This is a genomic window from Blastocatellia bacterium (assembly GCA_035573895.1).
GTDB lineage: Bacteria > Acidobacteriota > Blastocatellia > HR10 > HR10 > DATLZR01.
The window spans coordinates 1-22729 of the sequence record DATLZR010000155.1; the positions used below are offsets into that span (position 1 = coordinate 1).

The following is a 22729-nucleotide window of genomic DNA, read 5'->3' on the forward strand; positions in this document are numbered from 1 at the left end:
GTTGCAGCGACTCCGAACCCGCCTGAAACCGTCAGTCCGCCCACGCCGGGAACAGAAGAATCCCGCCACCTCGCCGGGAGGCAACACCTTATCCCTCCGCGGCCCGAAGCTGAGATCAGTTCTCTCTCAAAAGGCCAGCACGTAGGAGAACTTCACGAAGAGTTCGCGCCCGATGCGAAAAGGTTGTTCCGGTGAAATCGTCTCGGCGTTATAGCCGATGGCCAGGGCGCTGCGGGCGGTAAAATCGTAAGAGAGGAGAGAATTGAGGTTGAACTGGTTCCGACGGTTGTCGTTGTTGAATTGGGCGAGCACGCGGGCCCGCAGCTTCGGCGTGAACTGATGACCGATACGGGCCAGGATGAGGCTGCGATTTTCCTCCAGCTTTCCGTTCATGAAATATTCCCGAAAAAGCAGCCCCCGCAATTCGAGCTTGGTGCGACCGGCCAGTCGCGCGTTCAGATTCAACTCGTAAGACCAGAGTCGGCCATAGTAGTTGTCACGAAAGTCCACGAACTTTCGCCGGATAACTTGAAGGCTCAGCCAGACCGGCCGATTTTCGTTGGTCGTCAGACCCAGGATCACGCGCGGCATGATGTAGACGCGCATCCGGTCGAGCCGCGTTTGATCCACGAACTCGTGGAATCGAACCCGGTCGTAGGAATAGACGGCCCGCGCCGACCAGAAGTTTTTGAATTGCACGCGCAGGCGCAGATCGGCGCCGGAATCATCGTGCTCGCCCGTCACCAGAGCGACGTGATCGTAGTTGGGCTCCAGGAAAATCTGGCGAATGCCGAAGCGATTGAGAAACGGCTTGTAGGTGAAACTCATCTGCCCGCTCACGCGACCCGTCTCGGGTTCAAAGCCGATGCCGCTGACATCGAAGTCGCGCCCAAGGTATTTCGCCTCGACTTCGTACTCAAACCGGTCGGAATCGTAGCGGAATTCGGCGGTGGCTCCGGCCTGCTGCCAGAGGCTCGCCCGCACGCCGGGATTTTGACTCACCGCCACCTGCGAGGAGAACGTAATGTGTCGGCCTCGCGCCAGCGCCAGATCAATCCCGTGAGCGCGCGCCGAATGGGAGAAATCGCTCTCGGGCTGATCTCGATTGACGGTGATGAATCCGAGCGCCGATTTCTCAAAGATGTCGCGCTGCACGCGCAGGACGAAGAAATTGGCTCCCGGACTGAGCCGCCGCTCGCCCGATTCCGGATCGAGGAAAAATTGATCGCGGGTGCGGGCTTCCAGCACACCCAGGTTGTACCGCCCGATCTTGCCGGTGATCTTGGCTCCGGCGGCGATGCGCTGCTCCGACCCATCGGGCACGCGCAGGCCCACCCGTCGAGAGAAGAAAAGCTGAAGCGGCGTGCGGAAAAAGTTCGCCCCTTCCACGAAAAACGCCCGCTTCTCCGGGAAAAACAGCTCGAAGCGGGAGAGTGTAATATTGATCTCGTCGGCTTCGGTTTGAGCAAAATCGGGATTGACGGTCAGGTTCGCCTTGAGATTCGCCGTCAGACCATAGCGCACATCCACTCCCGCCGTTGGACGGTAGCCGGAGACGGTGGGAATAGTCGTGCGAAATCGCCCCGGCTGGAGCGTGAAGGGGATGATCTCCAGATCGCGTCCGGGTCGAATTTCTTCCAGTCCCCGGAGAATGCCCGATTTGGACGGCTTCATCACCCGATCGAAGCGAGCGACCGGATACCAGCGCACGCTTTCGTTCTTTCTCACGATCTCCCGACCGAGATTGAGCCCCCAGGTCTGCGGCGAGGTTCGGGGAAAGCGGAGAATCTTGAACGGGATGGCGATTTCCGCCACCCAGCCGAATTCATCAATTGTCGCGGCGCTCTCCCACAGTCCATCCCACGTCCCGTCGTACAGATCAAATCCGGAGCCTCCTCCGGTCGTCTCCGAGACGAGAGCATCGAATTGAACACCCCGGGCGTTGACGCTGAAAAAGTAGCCCGTGCGAAGATCGTGAAACGTGTCCAGCAGAATGTCCACGCTGTCGGAGAAGGTGCGGGCATCATGAGCATCGAGGCGGGCGACGATCCGACTCGGCTCCGAATCGAAGCAGCGAAAGCCGAAATAGAGCTTCCTCTCATCGTAAAAGATCCGAACCTCGGTTCGTTCCGTCGCCGGTTGACCTTCGTCCGGCTCCGTCTGGGTGAAATCGGTGATCGGTTCGATCTCCTTCCAGACCGGTTCATCGAGCCGACCGTCAATTTTGACCTCCGCCGCGTAGCGCCGAGCCGTCGCCACGCGCAAGGGAGCAGAATCAGAAGGTGTCGAACGATTTTGCCCGACGATTTCTTGATGGGAAAGGACAAGGATCACCGCCAGCGCACCGGCTATCCGCACCGCTGAGAATGTCATCGCGTCTTCCCCTCCAGGATGCCCGACCACCGATGAGCCACGCACACCGCCGTGCGAAGGACAAAGGCTAAGAGGATGCCCTTTTCGCTGTCAACGCGAAATCACCGTTTCAATCCGGATACGCCACTTGGATCCGAGCTGAGCGAAAGTATCTCGCGCGCGATGGGAGAACTGTCGGGTCTCCAGAGCCCACTCCCGTGCGCCAGAGTTCCCGATTGCGGCATTTCCCCCACCGCCGTGGGAAAAAAGACGCGCACTCTCTTGCGAAAAAGAAGACCGTCCGTTTTCGCACTTCTTCCGTCTTATGCTGATGGCAATGCGAAGGGATAACGGCAAAACGGGAATCGCCCATGTGCTCACGCACACCACGAAGAATGAACATGCGTTCGCCAACGGATGAAAAGTGCCAACTGATGGCTGATCCGTGGGAACCTTTCATCCGTCGGGAGATTATTTTCAGTGGAGGAGGAGAGCTATGAAAATCGCAGGCATCAAACACATCATGCTCCTTACGTTGCTCGTCATTCTCATCGGAGGTCAATGGGGTTTGGGGCAACAGCCGCCCCAGCCGCGCGATTCGTTGCGCGTTCTTCGCGTCGCCTTGAGAGAAGCCGGGGCTCCGCCTCTGACAGGGCAGCAGGAGGATGCGTTACGGTCGTTGCTGGTGACGTACCGGTTGAGCCGACGGCCTCCGTTGCAAATTCTGACCGCCCTTCAAGCCGCGCGTCGCGCCTACGATGAAGCGATTGTTGCCGGGGACAGTGCGACGGCGAAATCGCAGGCGACCACCATTGCCAATCAAACAGCCGCACTCATCGGTACGACTCTCCAGGACGAGGCCGACGTGAAGGTGGGCGTCATCAACATCCTCAAACAAAACGATGATCAACTGGGCCTCCTGGTGAAACGCTTCGGCACAAGCGGTGTGGCGCGGTTACTCCATGCCTTTCTGGCCGATAGCGGCCTGGCTTCCGGGGGACTGCCGGGAAGCACCGCCCCGAACGGAATCGTGGGGCCGCCCCTCGCTCCATCCGCTCGATAATCGCACACCGGGGATGAGGAACGATGTCCGGTGGCGCGGTCTCTGTCCGGCTGCGCCACCGGAAAATTCTCCTTTCGTCATGATCCGGTGAGAGCGGAGCGGATCACGCCAACGATCTGCTCCACGGCATGTTCGGAGAGTTCCGGGTAAATGGGAAGCGAGAGAACGGTTCGAGCGCACTCCTCGGCAACGGGGAAGTCGCCCTCGCGGTAGCCGAGCACGCGGAAAGCCGGTTGAAGATGCAACGGAACGGGATAATGCACTGCCGCTCCGATTCCCTGCTCGGTGAGTTTTCTTAAAAGCTCATCGCGACGCTCGCAACGTATGACATAGAGATGGTACACATGCCGCGAGGACGGCAGTTCCTCGGGCAAGAGGAGATCGGGGAGATCGCCCAGACCCGCCCGATACCATGCCGCGATACGCCGTCGCGCTGCGTTCCACTGGTCAAGATAGCGAAGTTTCACCCGGAGGATGGCGGCTTGCAGGGCATCGAGCCGGTAGTTGAAGCCCTCCTCGCCGTGAACGTACTTGTCCGTCCGCCCCTGATTGACGAGTCGCCGCATTCGCTCGGCGAGCGCCTGGTCCGACGTGACGACGGCGCCGGCATCTCCGTAGGCACCGAGGTTCTTGCTGGGATAAAAACTGAAGCAGGCTGCGTGGCCGAGGCTTCCCGCGCGATACCAGCGGCCTCCCTCTCCCGCCGGCGCGCTCGAACCATTTTCCGAGGAGGGAATCATCACTTCAGCCCCGTGCGCCTGAGCGGCATCTTCGATGAGGCGCAGATTGTAGCGGGCGGTGAGATCGAGGATCGGTTTCATCTCCCCGATCTGACCGTAGAGGTGAACGGGAAGAACAGCCCGCAAGCGACGGTGCGTCACCCGGTGAACGAGACCTCCCACAAGCTCGTTGAAGTAATAGTCCCGCTCGATGATCTCCCGCAGCCGCTCCGGATCGAGAGCGAACGAGCGCCGATCAATATCAACGAAAACGGGTCGGGCGCCTGCCTGTCGGATGGCAGCGGCCGTGGCAAAGAAGGTGAACGGCGTCGTGACCACATCATCGCCCGGACCGATGCCGAGTACGACCAGGGCCAAATGTAAGGCCGCCTGACCGGAACTCGTCCCCACCGCATGAGCCGTCCCACAATATGTCGCAAATTCCCGCTCGAACGCGGCGACTTCTTCGCCCAGAATGAAACACCCCGAATGCACCACCCGCTCAATAGCGGCAGCAATCTCGGATCGGATCGTATGATACTGGGCGATGAGATCAACCAGTGGGATGGGCATGATGGATGTGTTGACCGAGCGGGTTTTTCTGCGTGCGATGTCTCTCCCCTCCTGGGCCGGCTCTCATGAGGGTTCTCGCCCTGGCACCGATCCGATGGCCGCGCTAGGCACTCAGAGAAACCTGAGTCTCGCTGCCCCGATGCACCGGGCGATAGAGCGTATCGCGCTGCTGGGGGTGGAAACCGGCATCGCGGATGAGACGACGGATCTCTTCCTCGCTGGCGTAGACGCGGGGCACACCGGCAGCCGTGACGACGTTCTCTTCGATGATCGTGCTGCCGAAATCATCCGCGCCAAAGCGAAGTCCCACCTGCGCCACCTTCAACCCTTGCGTCAACCATGAGACCTGGAGATGATCCACATTGTCGAGATAGAGCCGGGAGACCGCTAGCAGTTTCAGGTACTCGACGGCAGTGGCTTCGAGCCACCCCTCCTTGCCAAGCTCGGTGTTCTCCGGCTGGTAGGTCCAGGGGATGAAGGCGGTGAAGCCTCCGGTTTCGTCCTGCAATGCCCGGATGCGCTCCAGGTGCATGGCGCGATGCCAGAGAGATTCGCCAAAGCCGATGACCATTGTCGCCGTCGTTCTCAGGCCCTCTTCGTGAGCGATGCGCATGACGCTCAGATATTCCTCGGTCGTCGTCTTGCGTCCGATCCGACGTCGAATCTCATCGTCGAGAATTTCCCCACCGCCGCCGGGGATCGAGCCCAATCCGGCGGCTTTTAATCGGCGAATGACCTCGCGGGGGGAGAGTTTGGAAACCTTCGCGATGTGAACGATCTCCGTCGGTGAAAAACAGTGAAGGTGAACGGGGTATCGTTCCTTGATGGAGCGGAGCAGATTCTCGTAGTAATCAATTTTGAGATAGGGATTCAGGCCCCCCTGCATGAGGATACCCGTGCCCCCTTGAGCGATTGTTTCTTCGATCTTGCGGAAAAGCTCATCAAGCGGCAGAACATAGCCTTCGGGGGAACCGGGCTCGCGATAAAACGCGCAGAAGCTGCAATACTGAATGCAGATGTTGGTGTAATTGACGTTGCGATCAATGATGTAGGTGACGACCGGATCGGGATGTTTGCGCCGGCGGATGAGATCCGCCGCCATGCCGAGGGCCAGAAGATCATTCGATTCGAGAAGACGCACGGCATCGTCCACCGTCAACCGGTAGCCGTCGAGCGCCTTCTCCAGAATCGGACCGATTGTCGGGTCACAAACTCCCTGAAGCGCCATCGAGCTGCCTCCACGTGACGCCTTAACATAGCCGACATCTCACCTCACCGTCAACCGGGCGAGAAATAATCCCTCCTCCGGTCGGATCCTGGCTGAGATGATTCAGGCAACGGTCACGAGAAGACACCCGACAGCGCGAGTGGGCTTTAATGGCGGATGACTCCCGGCGAAGACGGCGGCCGTGACTCTGTCGCCAAAGCGGGAGTCAATCCATCCTCTCCACCGGGAGAAGCCGACTAGCTATTCCACCATCCTTTTTCTTCGTGTCGGCCGGCGAAGTGACGCTCATGACGCCCGCCGCGATGACCGCTGCGCTGGCCGCTGCGCCCGCCTTGACCGGGGCGAGAACCCGAACGGCTTCGGTTCGGTGCATCGCTTCGCTCACGGGCTGGACTCACGACGATGGCCCGGCCATCTAACGTGTACCCGTTGAACTGAGCAATCGCGGCTTCTGCTTCCTCTGTCGTGCCCATCTCCACGAACCCGAAGCCCCGCGATTCATAGGTGGCGCGATCCTTGATGATCACACTGGAGACCACCTCTCCGGCCTGACTGAAGAGATTGGCTAATTGATCCTCTGTCGTGCGATACGACAGGTTTCCCACATAGAGTTTCGTTGACATTGAGTCTTTCCTCTCTTTTTTCAAAAAATTTCAGAGCGGCTTCGCGGCAAGGGAGCTGAGCTTCCATGTCGTGGTCGTTCGCTCTCTTCCTGCAAACGCTGCTACTCCGTGGTTCACGACATCACACGTACATGATCTCATGAACCGGGGACACCTTACCACACTCGCCGGACAAAGTCCAACCTCCATGAGACATCCGACGGGCCGTCACGTCCTCCGATCTCGCCCTGTCGAATATCTCCGTTTCAGGAGAGCACAAGGGCGAGGACGCCGTTAAAAATGGATCTCCTGTTCCTCGAAATCGGGAGTCTCGATCTGGATGGTGATGTGAGCGATGCCGAATCGCTCTTTGAGGCAAACCTGAAGGCGCTGCAAAATGTCCCGATGAGACGCCGAGTCGGAGAGGACGACATGAGCGCTCAAGGCTTCTTTACCGCAACTGATCGTCCAGACGTGCAGATCATGAACCTCCCGAACACCCGGTGTCGTGCGAATGGCGTCAGCCACGCGCGTGATGTCAATATGACTGGGCGTGGCTTCGAGCAGCACGTTGACGGTTTCCTTCAGCAGTCGCCAGGAACAGACAATGATGAGTCCCCCGGTGAAGAAGCTGAAAAGCGGATCGGCCAGATACCACCCGCGCGTCCAGATGGCCGCTCCGGCGACGATGGCACCGAGCGAGCCCAATCCATCGCTGACGATGTGCAGAAGAGCGCCCCGCACATTGAGGCTCTGCCGGTGGCCCCGGTGAAGCAGGGCCGCTCCGATCAGATTGACGACCAATCCCCCAACGGCGATGAGCATCATCTCCAGCCCCCGAACATGGGGCGGCTGGCGCAGTCTTCCAAAGGCGTGATAAAAAATCGCCAGCGACAGGACGACGAGAGCGACGGCATTAACGAATGCCGCCAGAATCTCCAGACGATGATACCCGTAGGTTTTTTCCGGCGGGGCGCTGCGGTCGGCCATCCACATCGCTCCGAGCGCCAATCCCAGTGCCGCCACATCCGTCAGCATGTGACCGGCGTCAGCCAAAAGCGCCAGGCTATTGGTCAACCATCCCCCCAACGCTTCGACCAGCATGTAGCTGGTGGTCAAAAGGAGCACGAGTTTTAATCGCCGAGAGTTTTGTTGACGCGCTGCACTCATAACCTGTCGAGAGAGCGCATAATTTTACTCGCTCTCCTGGCCGGGACCAAACCGAACAGATGTCGGCTCCGTCACGGACAGAGCCGATGAGACAAACGGTCTCGAAGACCGGAAAAATTTGTCGGATGCCCAAGCTCTCGACTCTCGCAGGGGCCTTCGGCTCCGCTCGTGCCTGGTTTCCGCCTCACGGAAGCAGGCCGACATCTTGGCGCCGATCCCGAGTCACATCCAAGGAGGCATTAGGAAGAGCCGGGCACGCTGCGAAAATCTTCGACCGATGACGGAGGAACGCGGGCGACCAGGAGGTTCTCCTCCACATGTTCGACGCGACTCATCCCGACGAGAGCCGTCGTGATTCCCGGGGTGGACCGCACGAACTGAAGCGCCCGCTGAGCATCGCTGCGAAGTCCGGGAAATGCGCTGCGGAGGGATTCGGGCAAGCCCCGGGCCAGCCGGCTCTGCAGCAGCGAGGCGCTGGCCATCACCGTCATGCCGAGATGAAGCGCCGCTTCCAGAAGCGAAACCGAGTGACCGTTCACCGTCTGCGTCGGCACGGTCAGCGCCTCCACCATCGCCAGATTATAGGGCGCCTGGATCACGCGAAAATGATGGTCCGGACCGCCGACTTCGCGAGCCAGTGCGACGAGTTCCGACAGCGATAGATGATCGGGCGCGTCCTCGGGCACGCGATACCCGTTCCAGGTCGCCGTCCCGTAGAGACGAATCTTCCCTTCGGCCACTTTGCTTTCAAGCATCTCGAAGGCGGCCCGGATGCGTCTTCGGAATTCATCCCGACTCACCTCGTTGAGTTGCTCTTCGGGATTGTGCAGGTAGTAAATGTCAATCGTGGCCAGCCGCAAATTCTTCAAACTCGTCTCCAGTTGGTTCTCCAGATACCGCGGCGCGAGACAGTGGCTCCCCCGACCGACCAGTTCCGTGGGGGCGATGATGCCCGGACGGATGAACGTTTCGATGATGTAGCGGCTCCATTCGTGAGGTGTTTGGGGCGGCTCCGTGTCAAACGGGATGTATCCCCCTTTGGTGGCGATGATGATCTCGTCCCGCGAGACGATGCCCTGCCGAAAAGCCTCTTCCAGAGCCCGACCAATCGCTCGCTCGCTGCGCTGGAACCGATAGTTGATAGCCGTGTCAATGACGTTGCAGCCGCGCTCAAACGCACGGTGAATGGCCGCCTGGTAGGATAGGTCCGTCGCGTCATCCCAGTGGCCGAGATACGTTCCCAGGCCGATGGACGACAGCCACAGTCCCTGAGCCAGACGAAAGTGTTCGGGCGCGACCCGGTCGAGAAATCGTTGACGATACCGAGCCGTCCCGTCGGGCGTCGCGGATGATGCTTGTGTCATGGACGCATGCTCCTTCGATGTTTTGCCCCCCTCTCCTCTGAAGCTGTTGAGATGAGACAAGCAGGAGGCAAGGAGGGAGACTTCAAAGTACCAGATGAGCGTGAGATTGAAAAGCCCGCTGCCGGTGTTTCACAAATCGCGCTCCGAGAATTTGATCGGGATTGTGGCGGTCTACAGCCAAAGCATGACGCTGCCACAACCGGCCGAGTTGCTGCCGGTGATCCGCCACCAAATCTATGGCTGACTTCGGCATCACCCTCCTGGCCGTGTGCTCCGTTTACCGAAGATGAACCTTCGTTGTTGACGAGCGATGCTCCCAATTGCGCGCTGATGGAATCAGTCCAGCGGCAACGCTTCCGGGTAAAAAGTTGCGGACTCGATCTGCAAACCACGCGGCTCATTCCGGGCGACTCTCTATCGGTAACGAACACGATCAAGGAGCGTTCGGAGTTCCTCAATATGCGCTCCACTCTGGGCGATTCTTTATCGGCAATGAACCTGCTCCCCATCAAAGAGGGGACGGCGGGCGAGGCGAAGATGATTGACGCGAATCCACGCTGCGACATCAAGCATTCCAGCAACTGTCAATCCCGCATTGACTGCCGAGATGTGAAGGACAACGACGAAGATCTCACCTACGCTCCGCGATTGAGCCCCGTCAGCAGAATCTTCTCTCCGGCGGTACCAAGGACCAATGGTTTGGTCAAGTCACTTCTGGCTTGCTCCCTCAGAAAACGTCTGCTACGATTAGCCAACCGAAGAGGTAAACTGTGGTGGGTATGAAATCCGATCATACTGCCTGTGAGCAAGCGTGCCAGCCAGCGAGGAAGTAAGCAATGGTGACTAAGAAATCTCGCCCCCAGCGAGCCACCTTAACCCGTGGAGCCCACCTGGGCTACGATATCCGTTCGCAAGCGCCGGACGGCACCATCCGCTACATCGAGGTCAAAGCCCGTGCTATCACGGGTGCCATCGTGTTGATGCGTAACGAATGGCTCATGGCGCTGCGGCTCGGCGAGGAATACTGGCTTTACATCATCAGGAAGGCTGCCACCGACCCGAAGCTTTACATCATCCCGAACCAGACCGCCAACCTCCAGCCGGAGGAGGTGGCGGAAGTGGTGCGATACGTGATGCAGAGGGGTTAGCCGATGAATGCATCGCTCTCTGATCTCAAGGAGTGGAAACTCAAAGCCCTGACAGACATCTGGACCGGGGATGCCGAGCGCAGAGGCGACCGCCTCATACCCACCGGGCTGCTCGGCTCGATTCGCTGGTGGTTCGAGGTGTTAGTTCGGGGCCTGGGCGGCAAGGCCTGCGACCCTTCGGATTCTCACAATCGTTGCCCCCAGGATTCTCGCAAGAAGCCGACCGATCCAGGGCACCACTGCGTCGTCTGCGAACTCTTCGGCTGCACAGGATGGGCTCGCAAGTTCCGTCTGATGGTTCTGGATAGCCAGGGCCAGGTTATTCAGGGTCAGATCAAGGCAAACACTGAATTCACACTCCGGTTCGTTGCCCTGCGAACCATCCGTGAGGAGGAATGGTGCCTTCTGGATCTCACCATGCGTCTCCTTGCCGACTACGGCGCCATTGGAGGGAAGACGGTGTTGAAGCCATCAAATGAGCAAGGTCGGCAGAACGCTTTTCATCATAGGGATTTCGGGCTTATCCAGTATCTATCAGCGCCGGATGGATGGAGTTGTGCCAGGAGCCAAAGTGAACTGACAGCTTATGTCTGTGATACACAATGGCGAAAGCCTCCAGATACGTCCGGTCCCCAGGGACAAACGCATGATTTCTCCTGGGCCTCGCTCCAAAACTTCTGGTGTGTGAAAGGGCGGTATTTGGCGAGGCAGTATGCAGTGGAGAGTACATTCAATCAAGTGATTGGTAGAAAGGAGCGTAAAAAGCAGGCGCAACAACTCGAATCAGACACTCCTGTAAATCGTTGGCTCGCCGGGCGCCAGCAGGAAAGCAAAAAGGTCTTCAGCTTCAAAGCCGGAGGCAGGCGCACATTTGGCTTTGTGAAGCCGGGCACGGTGGAGTTTGATGAGATCAAACAGCGACTTCGCAATGTATGGTCGGGTTTCAATCCTGACAGCGAATTCAAAGAGGGCGATAACATTTTGTCCGAATTATTTAGGCTAAGACAGTCCTCGGAGGGAGGAGCACCATGAGCTGGGATTACTACGCATGGCTTGCAGCCAACTCAAACCAAAAGGAACAACTCAATCCACCGCAAGGGCTAGCTGCGGGTCATGTGGATGCATTATCGGTGTCGTTTTTTGGGGACAATACGAATAGGGAAATAACAAGGCAGACCTATATTCAGTTTGCAAGTCGGTCGTTCTCGTTTCCAGATTGTGTAAGAGATAGCGAACCTAACTTCGGGGATCTTGTCTCAGCCCGCTGGCTTGGCCTTCAAGTAGATTTTAAGCTGCTCACCCCCTGGTACTCTAAAGACGACCGCGTCTTTCACGTTCTCGACAACCCAGTGCGCAAGGACCGAGTGTTCGGCGTGCCGTTCATGAGCGCAGCGAGCTGGAAAGGGATGCTTCGCTGGGCCTGCCGCATGCAGGCTGGGTTACGAGAGCACCTGGAGAATGGAAAGCGGTTTGAGGATTGGCGTGATCCCGATTGGATTCTCCATCTTTTTGGGAACGAAAAAGGCGAGGAGGAAACCTTCCACCAAGGAGCGCTGGTCTTCTACCCGACATGGTTTGACAGGATCGGCTTTGAGGTTATCAATCCCCATAGCCGCGAGCGCCGCGCCGGCACCCAGCCCATCTATTACGAGGTCGTCCCAGGTCGAAAGCCCAGGCCCGACAACCCCGGCGAGCACGAGGAAGGTGGAAAAGGGAGCCTATACCTCCTCTATGCCCCTTGGCCGGGGATGAAACCGGCGGTCGATACCATAGACTTCCTGCCCAAGCTTCTGGAAGCCATTGAAACCTTGCTCACCACCTACGGCATCTCCGCCAAGCGCACCGTGGGTTGGGGAACAGCCCAAATCACAAAATGGAAGGCCTTCCGTAAAGGGCAAAAGACTGTCGAGCGTGATAGCAGGGAGCAGCTTTGGCAAACGATAAATGCCTGGTTTCAGGGGGGAGGCGCGCCATGACTACGTTTACGCCTGCGGATACGCTTCGCCAGCATCGCCCGGTGCTTCTGGCCTGTGAGGCCATTGGCTGGTTCCACATGGCCGGTAAAGCCCGCTTGGAATTTCTGCGGCAGCATGGCGGAGACCCGGTGAGATATGAGTACGAAAAGTGGCATGATGCGGAGCAGCCGCCTTTCCCGTGGGATAACCTTCTTGGGTGGGTTAAAGGGTGGCCCGGAAGCGCAATCCCCCAAAACGCCTGGCCCGGCAGCTTCAAGGAGTTCACGGAAAAGCACCGGGAGAGGAACCTGGGCATGCTGGGATTGCTCCAGGCCAGCCATGGTATCGTTTCCGGGATCGAGAAGAATGTCCCATCAGGAACTTCGGAATATCTCAACCAGTCCCTGCCGCACATGTGGCTCTCCTCCCCCTTTGGGAACCCTCAGCACAACCTGTTTGCCGATCCACCGGAGGTGCTCACCGAGCGCGGATGGAAACAGGTGGTGGGGGAAATCCTGCAGGTGCTGGAGGAATTAGGAAATCTGGCGACTCACAGTGCGGCGGATGTTAGGCATTGGGCTCACTGGCGCGAGCAGGCCATCGGTCCCCAGACCTATCTGCGCCAGGCGTTCCTTTCCACGGTTGCCGAGACCCGACTTCCCAACAACGACGTGACCTTGTGGGACCAATCGTATGTGGCGGCAGCACTTTTCAAAAGCGCTGTGGCAGGCGCTGTGCTCGACCAAAATTTTCCTTGGGGCGATGGAGCGATAAAGCAGAGGGTCCGCTGGCGTTTGCTCACGGTAGCTATCGGCGCCGATCATTATGAGGCGCGCGCGGTGAAAATCGGTGACTGGACGGGGATGCAAGGGGTGCTGGAGCAGTTCTTCGGTCAGGTGCGCCAGCTCATAGAGGTTGATCTCGCCGCTGGATCCCTCCTGTATCAGGATTCCAGCGTGGCGGTGTTTTCTTTCCCGGGCGAACGCTTCGATGAGACTCCACCAGCTCCTTGGCTGAATGGATGGGAAAGTTGGCTTCAGGAGCAAGTGGAAGGTATTGCTCAAGGATTGCATTTGGAAACCCCACCTTTGGTGCGCCTGAGTGAGCCCACCCGTTCCCTGGTGCCTCAGGTGCAGGAGCGCCAGGAGGCCCGAACCAAAATCGCTATTCCCCTTCATAAGGCATGGTATATCCCCCCGAGAGGTCAGATTGGGCACATCTGTCCCGTATGCCAAGTGCGCCTCAACGGCAATCCCGCCAATAAAGACAAACCCTGTGAGGTATGCCAGGATCGTCGTTCTCACCGGCGGGATGATTGGCTTCGGGGGCGGGTTGGCTACGACACCATCTGGTTTGAGGAGGTGACCGACCGCAATGGTCGCATTACGCTCCTCACCCTCGCCTTCGACTTAGAGCCCTGGCTCAGCGGCGAACGGGTAGACAGCTTGCGGGCGCAGGCGATATCGGAATGGTCTAGGTTCAATCCCGTACTTTCAGAATTTTGGCAACGCGATGCGAGCAGACGGCGCCATGAAGTTAATCCAATACAGCCCGTTGATATGATGAATAAACTGGTGAGCGAGGTCCAGGTACGTCTTCGCGATAGCTCTGGTCAGATACAGTTTCGCGAGAATGATCTCCTTCTGGCTAATCTACAAGAGGGATATCGGCATGTGCGTAGCGCAAACCCCCAACATAGCGGAGAATCCAGTCAAGACTGGGAACAGCGTCTCTGGAAGACTTTCTTCCGAGATATAGTTGAAGACCGTGCCAGGGCACCGGCTTGGGATAAACTAAACGATAAGGAGCGGGCTGCCTGGCTGGCGCATCAGCTCTTTTGCAAACTCCCCTCTCCCGGTCGGGTCTATCGGTTCTGGCGGGAAGCGGAGGAGGTTTTTGAAGAGCTCCTGAAGGAGTTCCGCCAGATTGCAGCTCGCAGCGACAACCCATGGCGCGTGCGGCGCCTGCTGATCGAGCCGGATGCAAGCAGCCGTTCTGGCTGGCAGGACCGCATGCTCTATGATGGTCGCTGGCGGGATGTGCAATTGAGCCTGGTCTATGTGCGGGCGCTGGACGGTTTTGTAACCGCCTCCAACCTGGCCCGCCTTCTGAAACCGGAGGAATCCGGGGAAGCGCTCCGGAATCAGCAAATCCTCCTGGAGGAAGAGGACACGTTCGGCCGGCCGAGCAGGATGGTTGTCGGCAATGTCAAGGAAATGACTAGCCCCTATTCTCACCTCGGCGTGTATCATCCGGTGATTCCGCTGGAGCTTTCGCCGTTGCGCTTCCGGGTTGTGCTGCCTCTGGAAGCAGCCTCCGAATGCGCGCATCTCGCCCTATCTCGATGGCGTGAGCAGTTTGCCCGGGTTTGGGATCGACTTCCCATGCACATAGCGATCATCGCCTTCGACCGGACGCTTCCTTTCCAGGCAGTGATGGAAGCCGCGCGCAACCTGGAGGACAGGCTCAGCCAGGGCGAGGAGGTTTGGACGGTGGAACGACACGAAGAGCACCGCGGCATTGTCGCCCTGCAGCTGCGGCGCCGGGATGGACAAACCACGCTCCAAACCGTGCCCATAAGGCTGGCCGACGGTCGGGAGGACGTCTTTTATCCCTACATCGCCGTGGAAGACCGCTCCCTGCGATATCCAAAAGATTTTCGTCACCCCAACGGCCAGGTCTACCGGCATGTGAGCGATTTGCGCATCGGTGATGGCGTAAAGCTCTTCCCTGCACACGTGGGTTTCTTGTTTATGGAGACTACGGGTGCCCGCTTTGAAGCCCTTCAGCCCCTATATGCGGAGGACTGGGAGGCTATGCGGGAAATCTGGAAGCTCGTCGAACGGACCGCGCCGAGTCAAACAGCTTTGCAGCGCTTCCGCAGCGCTCTTTACCGGTTGGAGGGGGAGTGGAGAGATTCGCCCGATCAGGTCTCTCCCGATCTTTGGCGCGACACAGTGCGTGCTTTGATTGTTGACCACCTGGAGGCAAAGGGCGCAGCACTGGAAGTCCTCACTGAAGCGGCGTGTAGAGGACTCCTGCAACGCACTTTGGAATGGTATATGACCACTCTCAGGATAAACTTTCAAGGAGATTGAACCATGGCAAGCTACGAGAAGTTTTTGTATGTAGGTATAGCCCTGGATCCCATCCACGTGGGGACGGGCGGTGCGCGCATTGGACGCGTCGATCTGACTATCGTGCGCGATCCGATCACCCGTGTGCCCAAGATCCCCGGCTCCAGTCTGGCCGGGGTGTATCGGACCTACGTGGCGATGGCGGAAACGGAGGCCAGGCCGAACCGCAAGGTAGATGAGAAAGACTGGCCTTACTATCCGCATTGCGCCGGTTTGGGACAAGCCCGTGATAAATATCTAGGTCACTGCGGCCAGCCGGATTGCCCCGTCTGCACGGTCTTCGGCTTTGCTCGCGGCAAGGACCAGGCCGGCGGCTTTGCGGGGCTGGCTGCGTTCTCCGATGCCCATGTGCTTCTCTTCCCGGTGCCCACACGCCAGGGGCCTCACTGGGTTACTTGTCCCATGGCCCTGCGACTTGTGGGTCTTGAAGTAAGTGGAATGCAGGGCAACGCTGTGTATCTGGAGAATGTCTCGAACAACAAATTGAACCTGGGGTGGTTGTTTTTGGATGTTCAAGCCTGCGCGCAAATGCAACAAGTGAAGACCAGTTTGGAGGGCCTCGGCGTTTATTCCTACATCATCGATTGCTTGGCCATCCTGCCCGACCGTCTCTTCATCCACGTGGTCAACAGCAACCTGGAAGTGCGCACCTCGGTGTCCATCAACCCGGAGACCGGCGCGGCGGAGGAGGGAGCACTCTTTTCCTATGAGGCTTTGCCGAGGACCACAGTGCTGGTGTGGGAAGTGATTGCCAAGAACCCTAAGCATTTCAAGGTCAGTGGCAGTGACGTGAATGTTACCCTGAACGGTGGACGGCAAATGGATGCTCCTGACAAGGTTTTCGAGGTCACGAAGAGAGCCCATCCTTACCTGGAACATTTGGGGATCGGCGGCATGGGCACGCGCGGGATGGGACGGTTGAGGGTCCTTTCCGCCTCAACCGCTCCCAGCGCGGCTTCGACCGTAAATTGCGGCGAGACCGCTTCGGCAAGTTCAGAGGAACAACCTTCTACAGGAGGAGGACACTCATGAGCGCCCAGGCTGTGAGGAACCTGGATATCGCCTGTGCCGAGTCGGGGCGTGAGCTGGCAAGCATCCGAGATATGGAGGAAAGGGTCTTAAACGCTGCTCTGACCGTGCTGGAAGAGCAGGGACCCTATGCGATGTTCCTCTATGTCCAGGCCCGGCATAGCGAGGTAGCAGGAGAATTCAGGAGGTTCTGTGTAAACCTCTTGCGTGGGGTATTTGGTGAAAGAGTGCCGGCCAACGCGGACGCGCTGGGCGCTATCAGGGCGCTGGCGAACGATCCGGATGATCTTCTCTTCGCCCGCGACCTTCTGCGCAACGCTCTCGCTTATGCGCGCTATCACCTAAAGGCGAAGGGGAGCAGCTCATGAGCTGGCAATTGTATCGCTGGGTCTGGCAAGTAGAGTCGCCGCTCCATATCGGGGCACCGCCGGCGGGAGCCCTGAACCGGACGCGTCTCTATGTACCGGCTCGTGCGCTTTGGGGAGCGATTACTGCAGAGATCGCCCGATGCCGGAGCCAGAATCAGTTCCCCGATTACGAGCCTATCGGCCGACACATTCAATCCAACGTCCGGCTCAGCTACCTCTTCCCGGCTGAGCAGGTCAATAGTCAGTGGAGGGCATGGGTGCCGCGTTATCGGGACGGTCAGGGATTGGTTTGGGAGCGAGAGGAAGACCATCAAGCGATGGAGGACCGGCGCTTCCGCATGCGCCTGCTGATCACCCGACCGGGCACGGCAATCGCGCCCGAATCCGATACTGCTGCAGAGGGCACCTTGCGGGAATTCGAGCTGATTAACTCCTACTGGCGGGAAGAGAGCGAGTGGTTCAAGCCAGTCGCAATGGTGGGTTATCTGTTTTGCAAAGACGCGGCTCTGTGCGCTGAGATCTGCCAGGTGGAGGAGCTCTTCGTTGGAGGCGACACCCGCTATGGGCTGGGACACCTGACACGTATTGCCTGTGAACTGGTTTCGCAATTCTTTGATGGCATCCAGGTAGACTTGCAGGCAGATCCGCCTACCGTCACAACTACCCGGGTCCTTGCCCATGCCAGCATAAGGGGCGGCCAGCGTCCGGTCGGGGCCATGGAGTGCTTGGGCGGTTGGGACCTGGTCCAGGGTGGACTGAGGAGAGCTGAACTGGTATGGGCGCCCGGGTCCTGCTTTGATCAAAATCAGTTTTTTAAGCTGCAAGAAGATGGGCTATGGCAAATGTGAGTGACGCATGTCGTCTCATCGAAACCGGCTTCTCCCCGCGCAATGTCTCCGAGGAATCCGTGTGGGAGAAGAACATGCGCCACGGGTAGATGTTCACCCTTGCACATCAGGCGAGCATGGAGGCGCAGAACCGTCGAGGGGAAAATGACTCGCCTCTGCATGAGCTGATCACGCAGGGCGGATCGCTCGCGGTGAAATGCAAGGGTGAGGAAAGCCGATAAGAACCTGGCGGTGGCGTTGTTGCGAAAGCTGATTCAAGGTGAGATCCGGGTGCGCCGGCAGCGGAACGTTGGGGCAGGCCCGTTCGTTCGCGGAGATGCTGGAGCAGGCGGAGCGGCGATACCAGAACCGGGCCATTGACGCGGTGCAGGTGCTGGAGGAGCTGATCAAGCTGGCCCGGCAGATGCGTGAGGCGACCGCCAAGGTGAGCGGCTCGGCCTCTTCCGAAGAGGAGCTGGCTTCTACGATGCGCTCGCCGCAAAGCAGGGCCCTCAAGCGGTACTGAGAAGCGATCTCACTAAATAACCCCTTGGGGGGTCCGCAGGCCGCATAAATACACGCTCAAAACACCACTCCCGACCATTTTGAGATGGCTTCCAGTGACGACGCCCTCCGCACCATCGCTCAGGAAATTCTGCGCGTGGTTCGAGAAAACGTCACCGTGGACTGGACGATGCGGGAGACCGCCCGGGCGCACCTCCGGGTGCACGTCAAGCGCATCCTGCGAAAGTACGGATACCCATCCGACAAGCAAGAGGAAGCGGCGATGACCGTTCTTGAGCAGGTGGAGGTTCTCACCAAGACCTGAGTGCAAGCGGTCTGAAGGTTCCCGCTGTTTTGTCCGGTCTGCTGATTCCCGCTCGGCACTATTCCCATGATGTGCGGGTTGAGAAATCTTGGAACGCCGGGCTGCGGAAGTGGAAGCTGAAGGGCGTGGGTTCCCACGATCGGGTCACAGGCGAACTTCACAGCATCGGAGACGAAGATGTCACCGTCGGGTCGCCGGACATCGAATATGGCAAAACTTTCATAGCGGCCAAGATTTCTTTTCTCGGCAACGCCGGCACCGCGAGAAACTCCTGCGCGTCCTCAAAGCGCAGATTGGCCGAGTAGCGCCCGGCAATCGTTGAAGAGGCTACCGAGCCAGCGCCCTCAAAGCGCAGATTGCCCCCCGAAGCCTTCGAGCAAGATGCGTGGCACCGTTTCGTTCCCTTTCCGGCCAGGTGTGCATAGGTGGAGCGCTGTCAAAAGTGATTGATCTTGGTGGGAATGAGGTAGCTTACGGTTTTGTGCTATTAGTTGGAAGAGGCGAGGTAATCATGTCCCTCGCTGCTGACAATCGCATCATCTGGAGAGGTGCGCAGTGCATTGCGACCGTGATGCGAATGCGGCGCGAAATCTTCCAGGTCTTATCGGGTTTTACCGGGACGAGCGAGCGCCAGTTAGCGCAGGAAGCGACGCCTCGAGAGATGGCTGTCGTGGCGAAACGGCTTTGCGTGAGACATGAAAGCGCGGTGCTGCTGGAGGCCGCGGAGAGGGCAGCGGTCCATGAGGTTGGTCCATGAGTCATCAGCTGGTCAAGCGAGAGGGATCGCGGGATGTCGTCGAACATCTGTCCATCAGTTGCAGAACGGCTAGTTATTCTCCTCGACTTTGCTGTAGAATAGCGGCGTTATGTCAAAAGGCCGGCGAATGATTGTGGGAGCGGTTTTACTCCTCGGCTTGCTCGTCTGGACATCCCCAGGGCAACAGGGAACGGGTGTGATTTTTGATCGCGCCGCAGAGGATCTGGAGAAAGAGCCCGTGACGGCACTCGTCGGAGGGGCGGTACTCGACGGAATCACGCATGTTCCCATCGAGGATTCGGTTATCCTCATCTCCGGCAGCCGCATTAAAGCCATCGGGCGATCCGACCGGATCAAGATTCCTCCTGGCGCAACGGTCATTGACGTGCGGGGGAAGTTCGTTCTGCCGGGACTCATTGACGCCCACAATCACTTGGAGGGGCTCGGTCTGGACGAGGGCGACGGCGAGTTCACCGATACGCCGGAAAAGCTCCGGCAGGTCATTTTGACGAATGCCCAGCTTGATCTGCTCTCCGGGGTGACGACCCTTCGGGAGTGCGGCTCCAGCGAGGCGGTTCTCCGGCTGCGCGATCAGATCGAAGCGGTGGGGCCGAGACTTTTCGCCGCCGGACCACAATTTGTCAAACGTGATCCCACGCAGCCGCCATCGCCGCTTTTCATCGAGTACGACGGCGTCAAGGATGCCCGGAAGAAAGTGAAGGAGCAAATTGCCAAGGGCATTGACCTGGTGAAACTGAGAATCACGCGTCAGCGTCCGATGCCGACGCTGGAAGAAGTCAGCGCCCTGGTTGAGGAGGCTCATCGGGCGGGGCTGAAAGTGGCCGTTCACACGGATGTGCCTCATGAAGACGCCGTCCGGCTGGCCATTGCTGCTGGCGTGGATACGATTGAGCACAGTGCGCCGCTGCGCGTCTACGATGATCGGCTCCTCATCGAGATGGCCCGCCGGGGCATCATCAGTGTACCGACGCTCTATCAAATCCAGGCCCAGCGCATTGATCCTCTGGAGAAAAAAGACGAGGAGTTGATCGAGCCGCCATTGAGTCATCGGCTGGCCCCGGACCTTCTTCAAGCGCTCACCCGGCGAGCTGCGCTCTGGCGAAGGAACCTCTCGGACTGGCGGGCGCGAGGATATGACCCTCGCGCGCTGCTCCGGGAGCGATTTCTCGCTGTGGCGCGCGCGCGCTCGCTCGGCGTGAGAATTGCTCTCGGCCCGGACACGGGATCCGATCTGGTTCCGCATGGCCGATTCTACAAGGAGATCGCCCTCTATGTGACCGTCGGCGGCCTCTCTCCCATCGAAGCACTGCAGATGGCGACCCGCATCGCGGCTGAAACCATTGGCAAAGAGAAAGAGCTGGGAACGATTGAGCCGGGAAAACTGGCCGACCTGATCGTCATCGAGGGCGATCCGCTCATGGATATTGAGAACCTGCGCAACGTCGTCATGGTCATCAAAGGGGGGAAGATCATCGAGGTTCCTCGCATCGAGGGGAGAATCACCGAGCGACGCAAGCTGGGAAAGGACGCGCGGGATTCCCTGCCCCTTACAGCCGGCGGATGGTGAAGGGGAAGATCTGTGTTCTCCTCCGCCCGGTGCTTCCGGAGGTGAAGAAGGCGCAGGCCGTCGGCCCGCTGCTCTATCCGATAGCTTCATGACGGAGAGGAAACGACATCGCGTGACACTCATTCCCGGCGATGGGATTGGGCCGGAGTGCGCGGCGTCTGTCGTCAGAATCATCGAAGCCGCCGGGGTCCCTATTGAATGGGATGAACACGTTGCCGGAATGCAGGCCATCAATAAGTTCGGCGATCCGCTCCCGTTTGCTCTGCTCGAATCCATCAAAGAAAATCGCGTGGCGTTGAAGGGGCCGCTGACGACGCCCATTGCCGAAGGCTTTCAAAGCGTCAACGTCCGGCTGCGAAAGGAACTGGACCTGTTCGCCAACCTCCGTCCTATTCGCACGCTTCCTGGCGTGCCCTCTCGCTTCGGCGACGTGGACCTCGTCGTGGTGCGAGAAAACACCGAGGACCTGTATTCCGGGCTGGAGCACATCGTCGTGCCCGGCGTGGTCGAATCGCTCAAGATCATCACCGAGCGGGCCTCGTTGCGCATCGCTCGCTTTGCCTTCGAGTACGCCCGTCGGGAAGGTCGTCGCAAGGTCACTGCCGTTCACAAGGCCAATATCATGAAGCTCTCCGACGGTCTTTTCCTCGATTGTTTCCGCCGCGTCGCCCGCGACTATCCCGACATCGAGGAGGACGAGAAGATCGTTGACAATGCCTGCATGCAACTGGTCATGAATCCTCAGCAGTTCGATGTGCTTTTGCTGGAAAATCTCTACGGCGACATCGTCTCGGACCTGGCGGCGGGATTGGTGGGCGGCCTCGGCGTTGTTCCCGGAGCCAACATCGGAGAAACGGTGGCCGTTTTCGAGGCCGTTCATGGCAGCGCACCGGACATCGCCGGGAAAAATCTGGCCAATCCCACGGCCCTGCTGCTGTCGGCGCTCATGATGTTGCGTCATCTGGGAGAGACGGAGGCGGCCGATCGCATCTACGCGGCGCTCATTCGCACGCTCGCCGAGCGTCAGATTCGCACTCGCGACCTCGGCGGCAGGGCTACGACCACAGAATTTACTCAGGCGATAATCCGTGAGCTGAAGGATTAAGACGCACTTGTATTAGAAGCACCGGGATCGAGACGCTCAATGACTCATGCGGCACGGGTAACGGCTGTCTTTTTCCTCGTCCTGCTGGGGGGACATGCCGCGTTTGTCCCGCGCGCGCCAGCGGTCTGCGCGACCCGTCGTGAGCAGGCGTCGTCATCTCCAGCGGCTGTCGGGCGGCAGGTTCTGCTGCTCGATCCCTCGGTGCTGACGAGTATTCTCGAAGAAGCGTCGGGCGAGCGCGTCTTTCGGGAGACGGCTCAACTGGCCGCGCTGGCCCGGTATCCTGCGTCACGAGGATTTCACCGGGCGGCGGAACTTGTCGCTGAGAAGGCTCGTCAGATCGGTCTCAAAGATGTCCGCATTCTCAGCTTCCCGGCTCCGATTCCTCGCTGGGATGTCATCCGGGGCGACCTCTGGCTGGTGGCGCCGGAAAAGCGGAAGCTCGCCGACACAGCGCACATCGGCGTCTCGGTCGCTCAATTCAGTCGCAGCGTCAACGTCAAGGCTGACCTCGTTTTCGTCGGCACGGGAACGACCGAAGCGGATTACGATGGCAAAGACGTGCGCGGCAAGATCGTTCTGGCATCGGGTCCGCTGCCGGCGGTGGAGGAGCAGGCCGTTCGGCGCCGGGGAGCTTTGGGCATCGTGTCGTTTTACCAGAGCGAATTCTTCGGCGTGCGTCCCTCCCCGGATGCCGTGAGCTGGGGAGCATTGCCGCCCACGACGACGGCATTTGCCTTCATGATCTCGCCGGCGCTGGGGAAAAGGCTCTCCGAGCGCCTGGCGCAGGGCGAACGTTTGAGAGTGCGCGCCCGCATCCAGACCGAAAGAAGCGAGCCGGGATTTTACGAGATGGTGACGGGCGAGATTCCCGGCACGACGATCAAAAATCAGGACATCGTTTTCTCCGCTCAC

18 protein-coding genes and 1 pseudogene are annotated in these 22729 nt (G+C 59.0%); 13 read left to right on the plus strand and 6 right to left on the minus strand.

Going from position 1 to position 22729, the window contains the following annotated elements; genetic code table 11:
* Positions 1 to 126: 126 nt before the first annotated feature.
* A complete protein-coding gene (locus VNM72_13255; protein ID HXF06365.1) occupies positions 127 to 2373 on the minus strand; it encodes a DUF5916 domain-containing protein in 2247 nt (748 codons plus the stop codon).
* Positions 2374 to 2848: 475 nt separating this feature from the next.
* Here VNM72_13255 and VNM72_13260 point away from each other — a divergent pair, with 475 nt between their 5' ends.
* On the plus strand, positions 2849 to 3415 hold the full coding sequence (locus VNM72_13260) for a hypothetical protein (GenBank protein ID HXF06366.1): 567 nt from the start codon (positions 2849 to 2851) through the stop codon (positions 3413 to 3415).
* Between the two features lie 77 nt (positions 3416 to 3492).
* Here the strand turns inward: VNM72_13260 and VNM72_13265 are convergent, their stop codons facing one another.
* The 5 genes from VNM72_13265 to VNM72_13285 all read right to left on the minus strand — a co-directional run bounded on the left by VNM72_13265 (position 3493) and on the right by VNM72_13285 (position 9071).
* Entirely contained in the window at positions 3493 to 4707 is a 1215-nt protein-coding gene (locus tag VNM72_13265) for a DegT/DnrJ/EryC1/StrS family aminotransferase (GenBank protein ID HXF06367.1), read from the minus strand.
* 103 nt (positions 4708 to 4810) lie between these two features.
* On the minus strand, positions 4811 to 5935 hold the full coding sequence (gene mqnC / locus VNM72_13270) for a cyclic dehypoxanthinyl futalosine synthase (protein HXF06368.1): 1125 nt from the start codon (positions 5933 to 5935) through the stop codon (positions 4811 to 4813).
* Between the two features lie 236 nt (positions 5936 to 6171).
* Positions 6172 to 6558 (minus strand): RNA-binding protein, encoded by a 387-nt coding sequence (locus VNM72_13275; GenBank protein ID HXF06369.1) that lies wholly within the window; start codon positions 6556 to 6558, stop codon positions 6172 to 6174.
* A gap of 273 nt (positions 6559 to 6831) precedes the next feature.
* Complete coding sequence (locus tag VNM72_13280; protein ID HXF06370.1) at positions 6832 to 7707, minus strand: cation diffusion facilitator family transporter; 876 nt, start codon at positions 7705 to 7707, stop codon at positions 6832 to 6834.
* 239 nt (positions 7708 to 7946) lie between these two features.
* Positions 7947 to 9071 (minus strand): aldo/keto reductase, encoded by a 1125-nt coding sequence (locus VNM72_13285; GenBank protein HXF06371.1) that lies wholly within the window; start codon positions 9069 to 9071, stop codon positions 7947 to 7949.
* A gap of 51 nt (positions 9072 to 9122) precedes the next feature.
* On the opposite strand from VNM72_13285, the gene VNM72_13290 reads away from it, so the two are divergent.
* From VNM72_13290 to VNM72_13345, 12 genes and pseudogenes are all read left to right on the plus strand, one after another.
* Positions 9123 to 9854 carry a hypothetical protein gene (locus VNM72_13290; protein HXF06372.1) on the plus strand — a complete coding sequence of 244 codons (732 nt, stop codon included), beginning with the start codon at positions 9123 to 9125 and terminating at the stop codon, positions 9852 to 9854.
* Between the two features lie 53 nt (positions 9855 to 9907).
* Positions 9908 to 10219: a DUF3883 domain-containing protein gene (locus VNM72_13295; GenBank protein ID HXF06373.1), complete on the plus strand. Its 312-nt coding sequence runs from the start codon at positions 9908 to 9910 to the stop codon at positions 10217 to 10219.
* A 3-nt stretch (positions 10220 to 10222) separates the two neighbouring features.
* A complete protein-coding gene (cmr1, locus tag VNM72_13300; GenBank protein ID HXF06374.1) occupies positions 10223 to 11251 on the plus strand; it encodes a type III-B CRISPR module RAMP protein Cmr1 in 1029 nt (342 codons plus the stop codon).
* Positions 11248 to 12195, plus strand: a complete 948-nt coding sequence (locus VNM72_13305) for an RAMP superfamily CRISPR-associated protein (protein HXF06375.1) — start codon at positions 11248 to 11250, stop codon at positions 12193 to 12195. The genes cmr1 and VNM72_13305 overlap by 4 nt, the downstream gene beginning before the upstream one ends.
* A complete protein-coding gene (locus VNM72_13310; GenBank protein ID HXF06376.1) occupies positions 12192 to 15272 on the plus strand; it encodes a CRISPR-associated protein Csx11 in 3081 nt (1026 codons plus the stop codon). Before VNM72_13305 ends, VNM72_13310 begins: the two co-directional genes overlap by 4 nt.
* Before the next feature lie 3 nt (positions 15273 to 15275).
* A complete protein-coding gene (gene cmr4, locus VNM72_13315; GenBank protein HXF06377.1) occupies positions 15276 to 16343 on the plus strand; it encodes a type III-B CRISPR module RAMP protein Cmr4 in 1068 nt (355 codons plus the stop codon).
* Positions 16340 to 16708, plus strand: a complete 369-nt coding sequence (locus tag VNM72_13320) for a hypothetical protein (GenBank protein ID HXF06378.1) — start codon at positions 16340 to 16342, stop codon at positions 16706 to 16708. The genes cmr4 and VNM72_13320 overlap by 4 nt, the downstream gene beginning before the upstream one ends.
* Positions 16705 to 17556: a hypothetical protein gene (locus VNM72_13325; GenBank protein HXF06379.1), complete on the plus strand. Its 852-nt coding sequence runs from the start codon at positions 16705 to 16707 to the stop codon at positions 17554 to 17556. The genes VNM72_13320 and VNM72_13325 overlap by 4 nt, the downstream gene beginning before the upstream one ends.
* Before the next feature lie 316 nt (positions 17557 to 17872).
* Positions 17873 to 18364, plus strand: a pseudogene (locus tag VNM72_13330) (type I restriction enzyme endonuclease domain-containing protein).
* An 884-nt stretch (positions 18365 to 19248) separates the two neighbouring features.
* A complete protein-coding gene (locus VNM72_13335; GenBank protein HXF06380.1) occupies positions 19249 to 20709 on the plus strand; it encodes an amidohydrolase family protein in 1461 nt (486 codons plus the stop codon).
* Between the two features lie 88 nt (positions 20710 to 20797).
* The gene (locus VNM72_13340; protein HXF06381.1) at positions 20798 to 21814 is read left to right on the plus strand and encodes an isocitrate dehydrogenase (NAD(+)); all 1017 of its coding nucleotides are present in this window, start codon (positions 20798 to 20800) and stop codon (positions 21812 to 21814) included.
* Between the two features lie 39 nt (positions 21815 to 21853).
* Positions 21854 to 22729: hypothetical protein (locus VNM72_13345; GenBank protein ID HXF06382.1), on the plus strand; the 876-nt coding region annotated here is incomplete at its 3' end.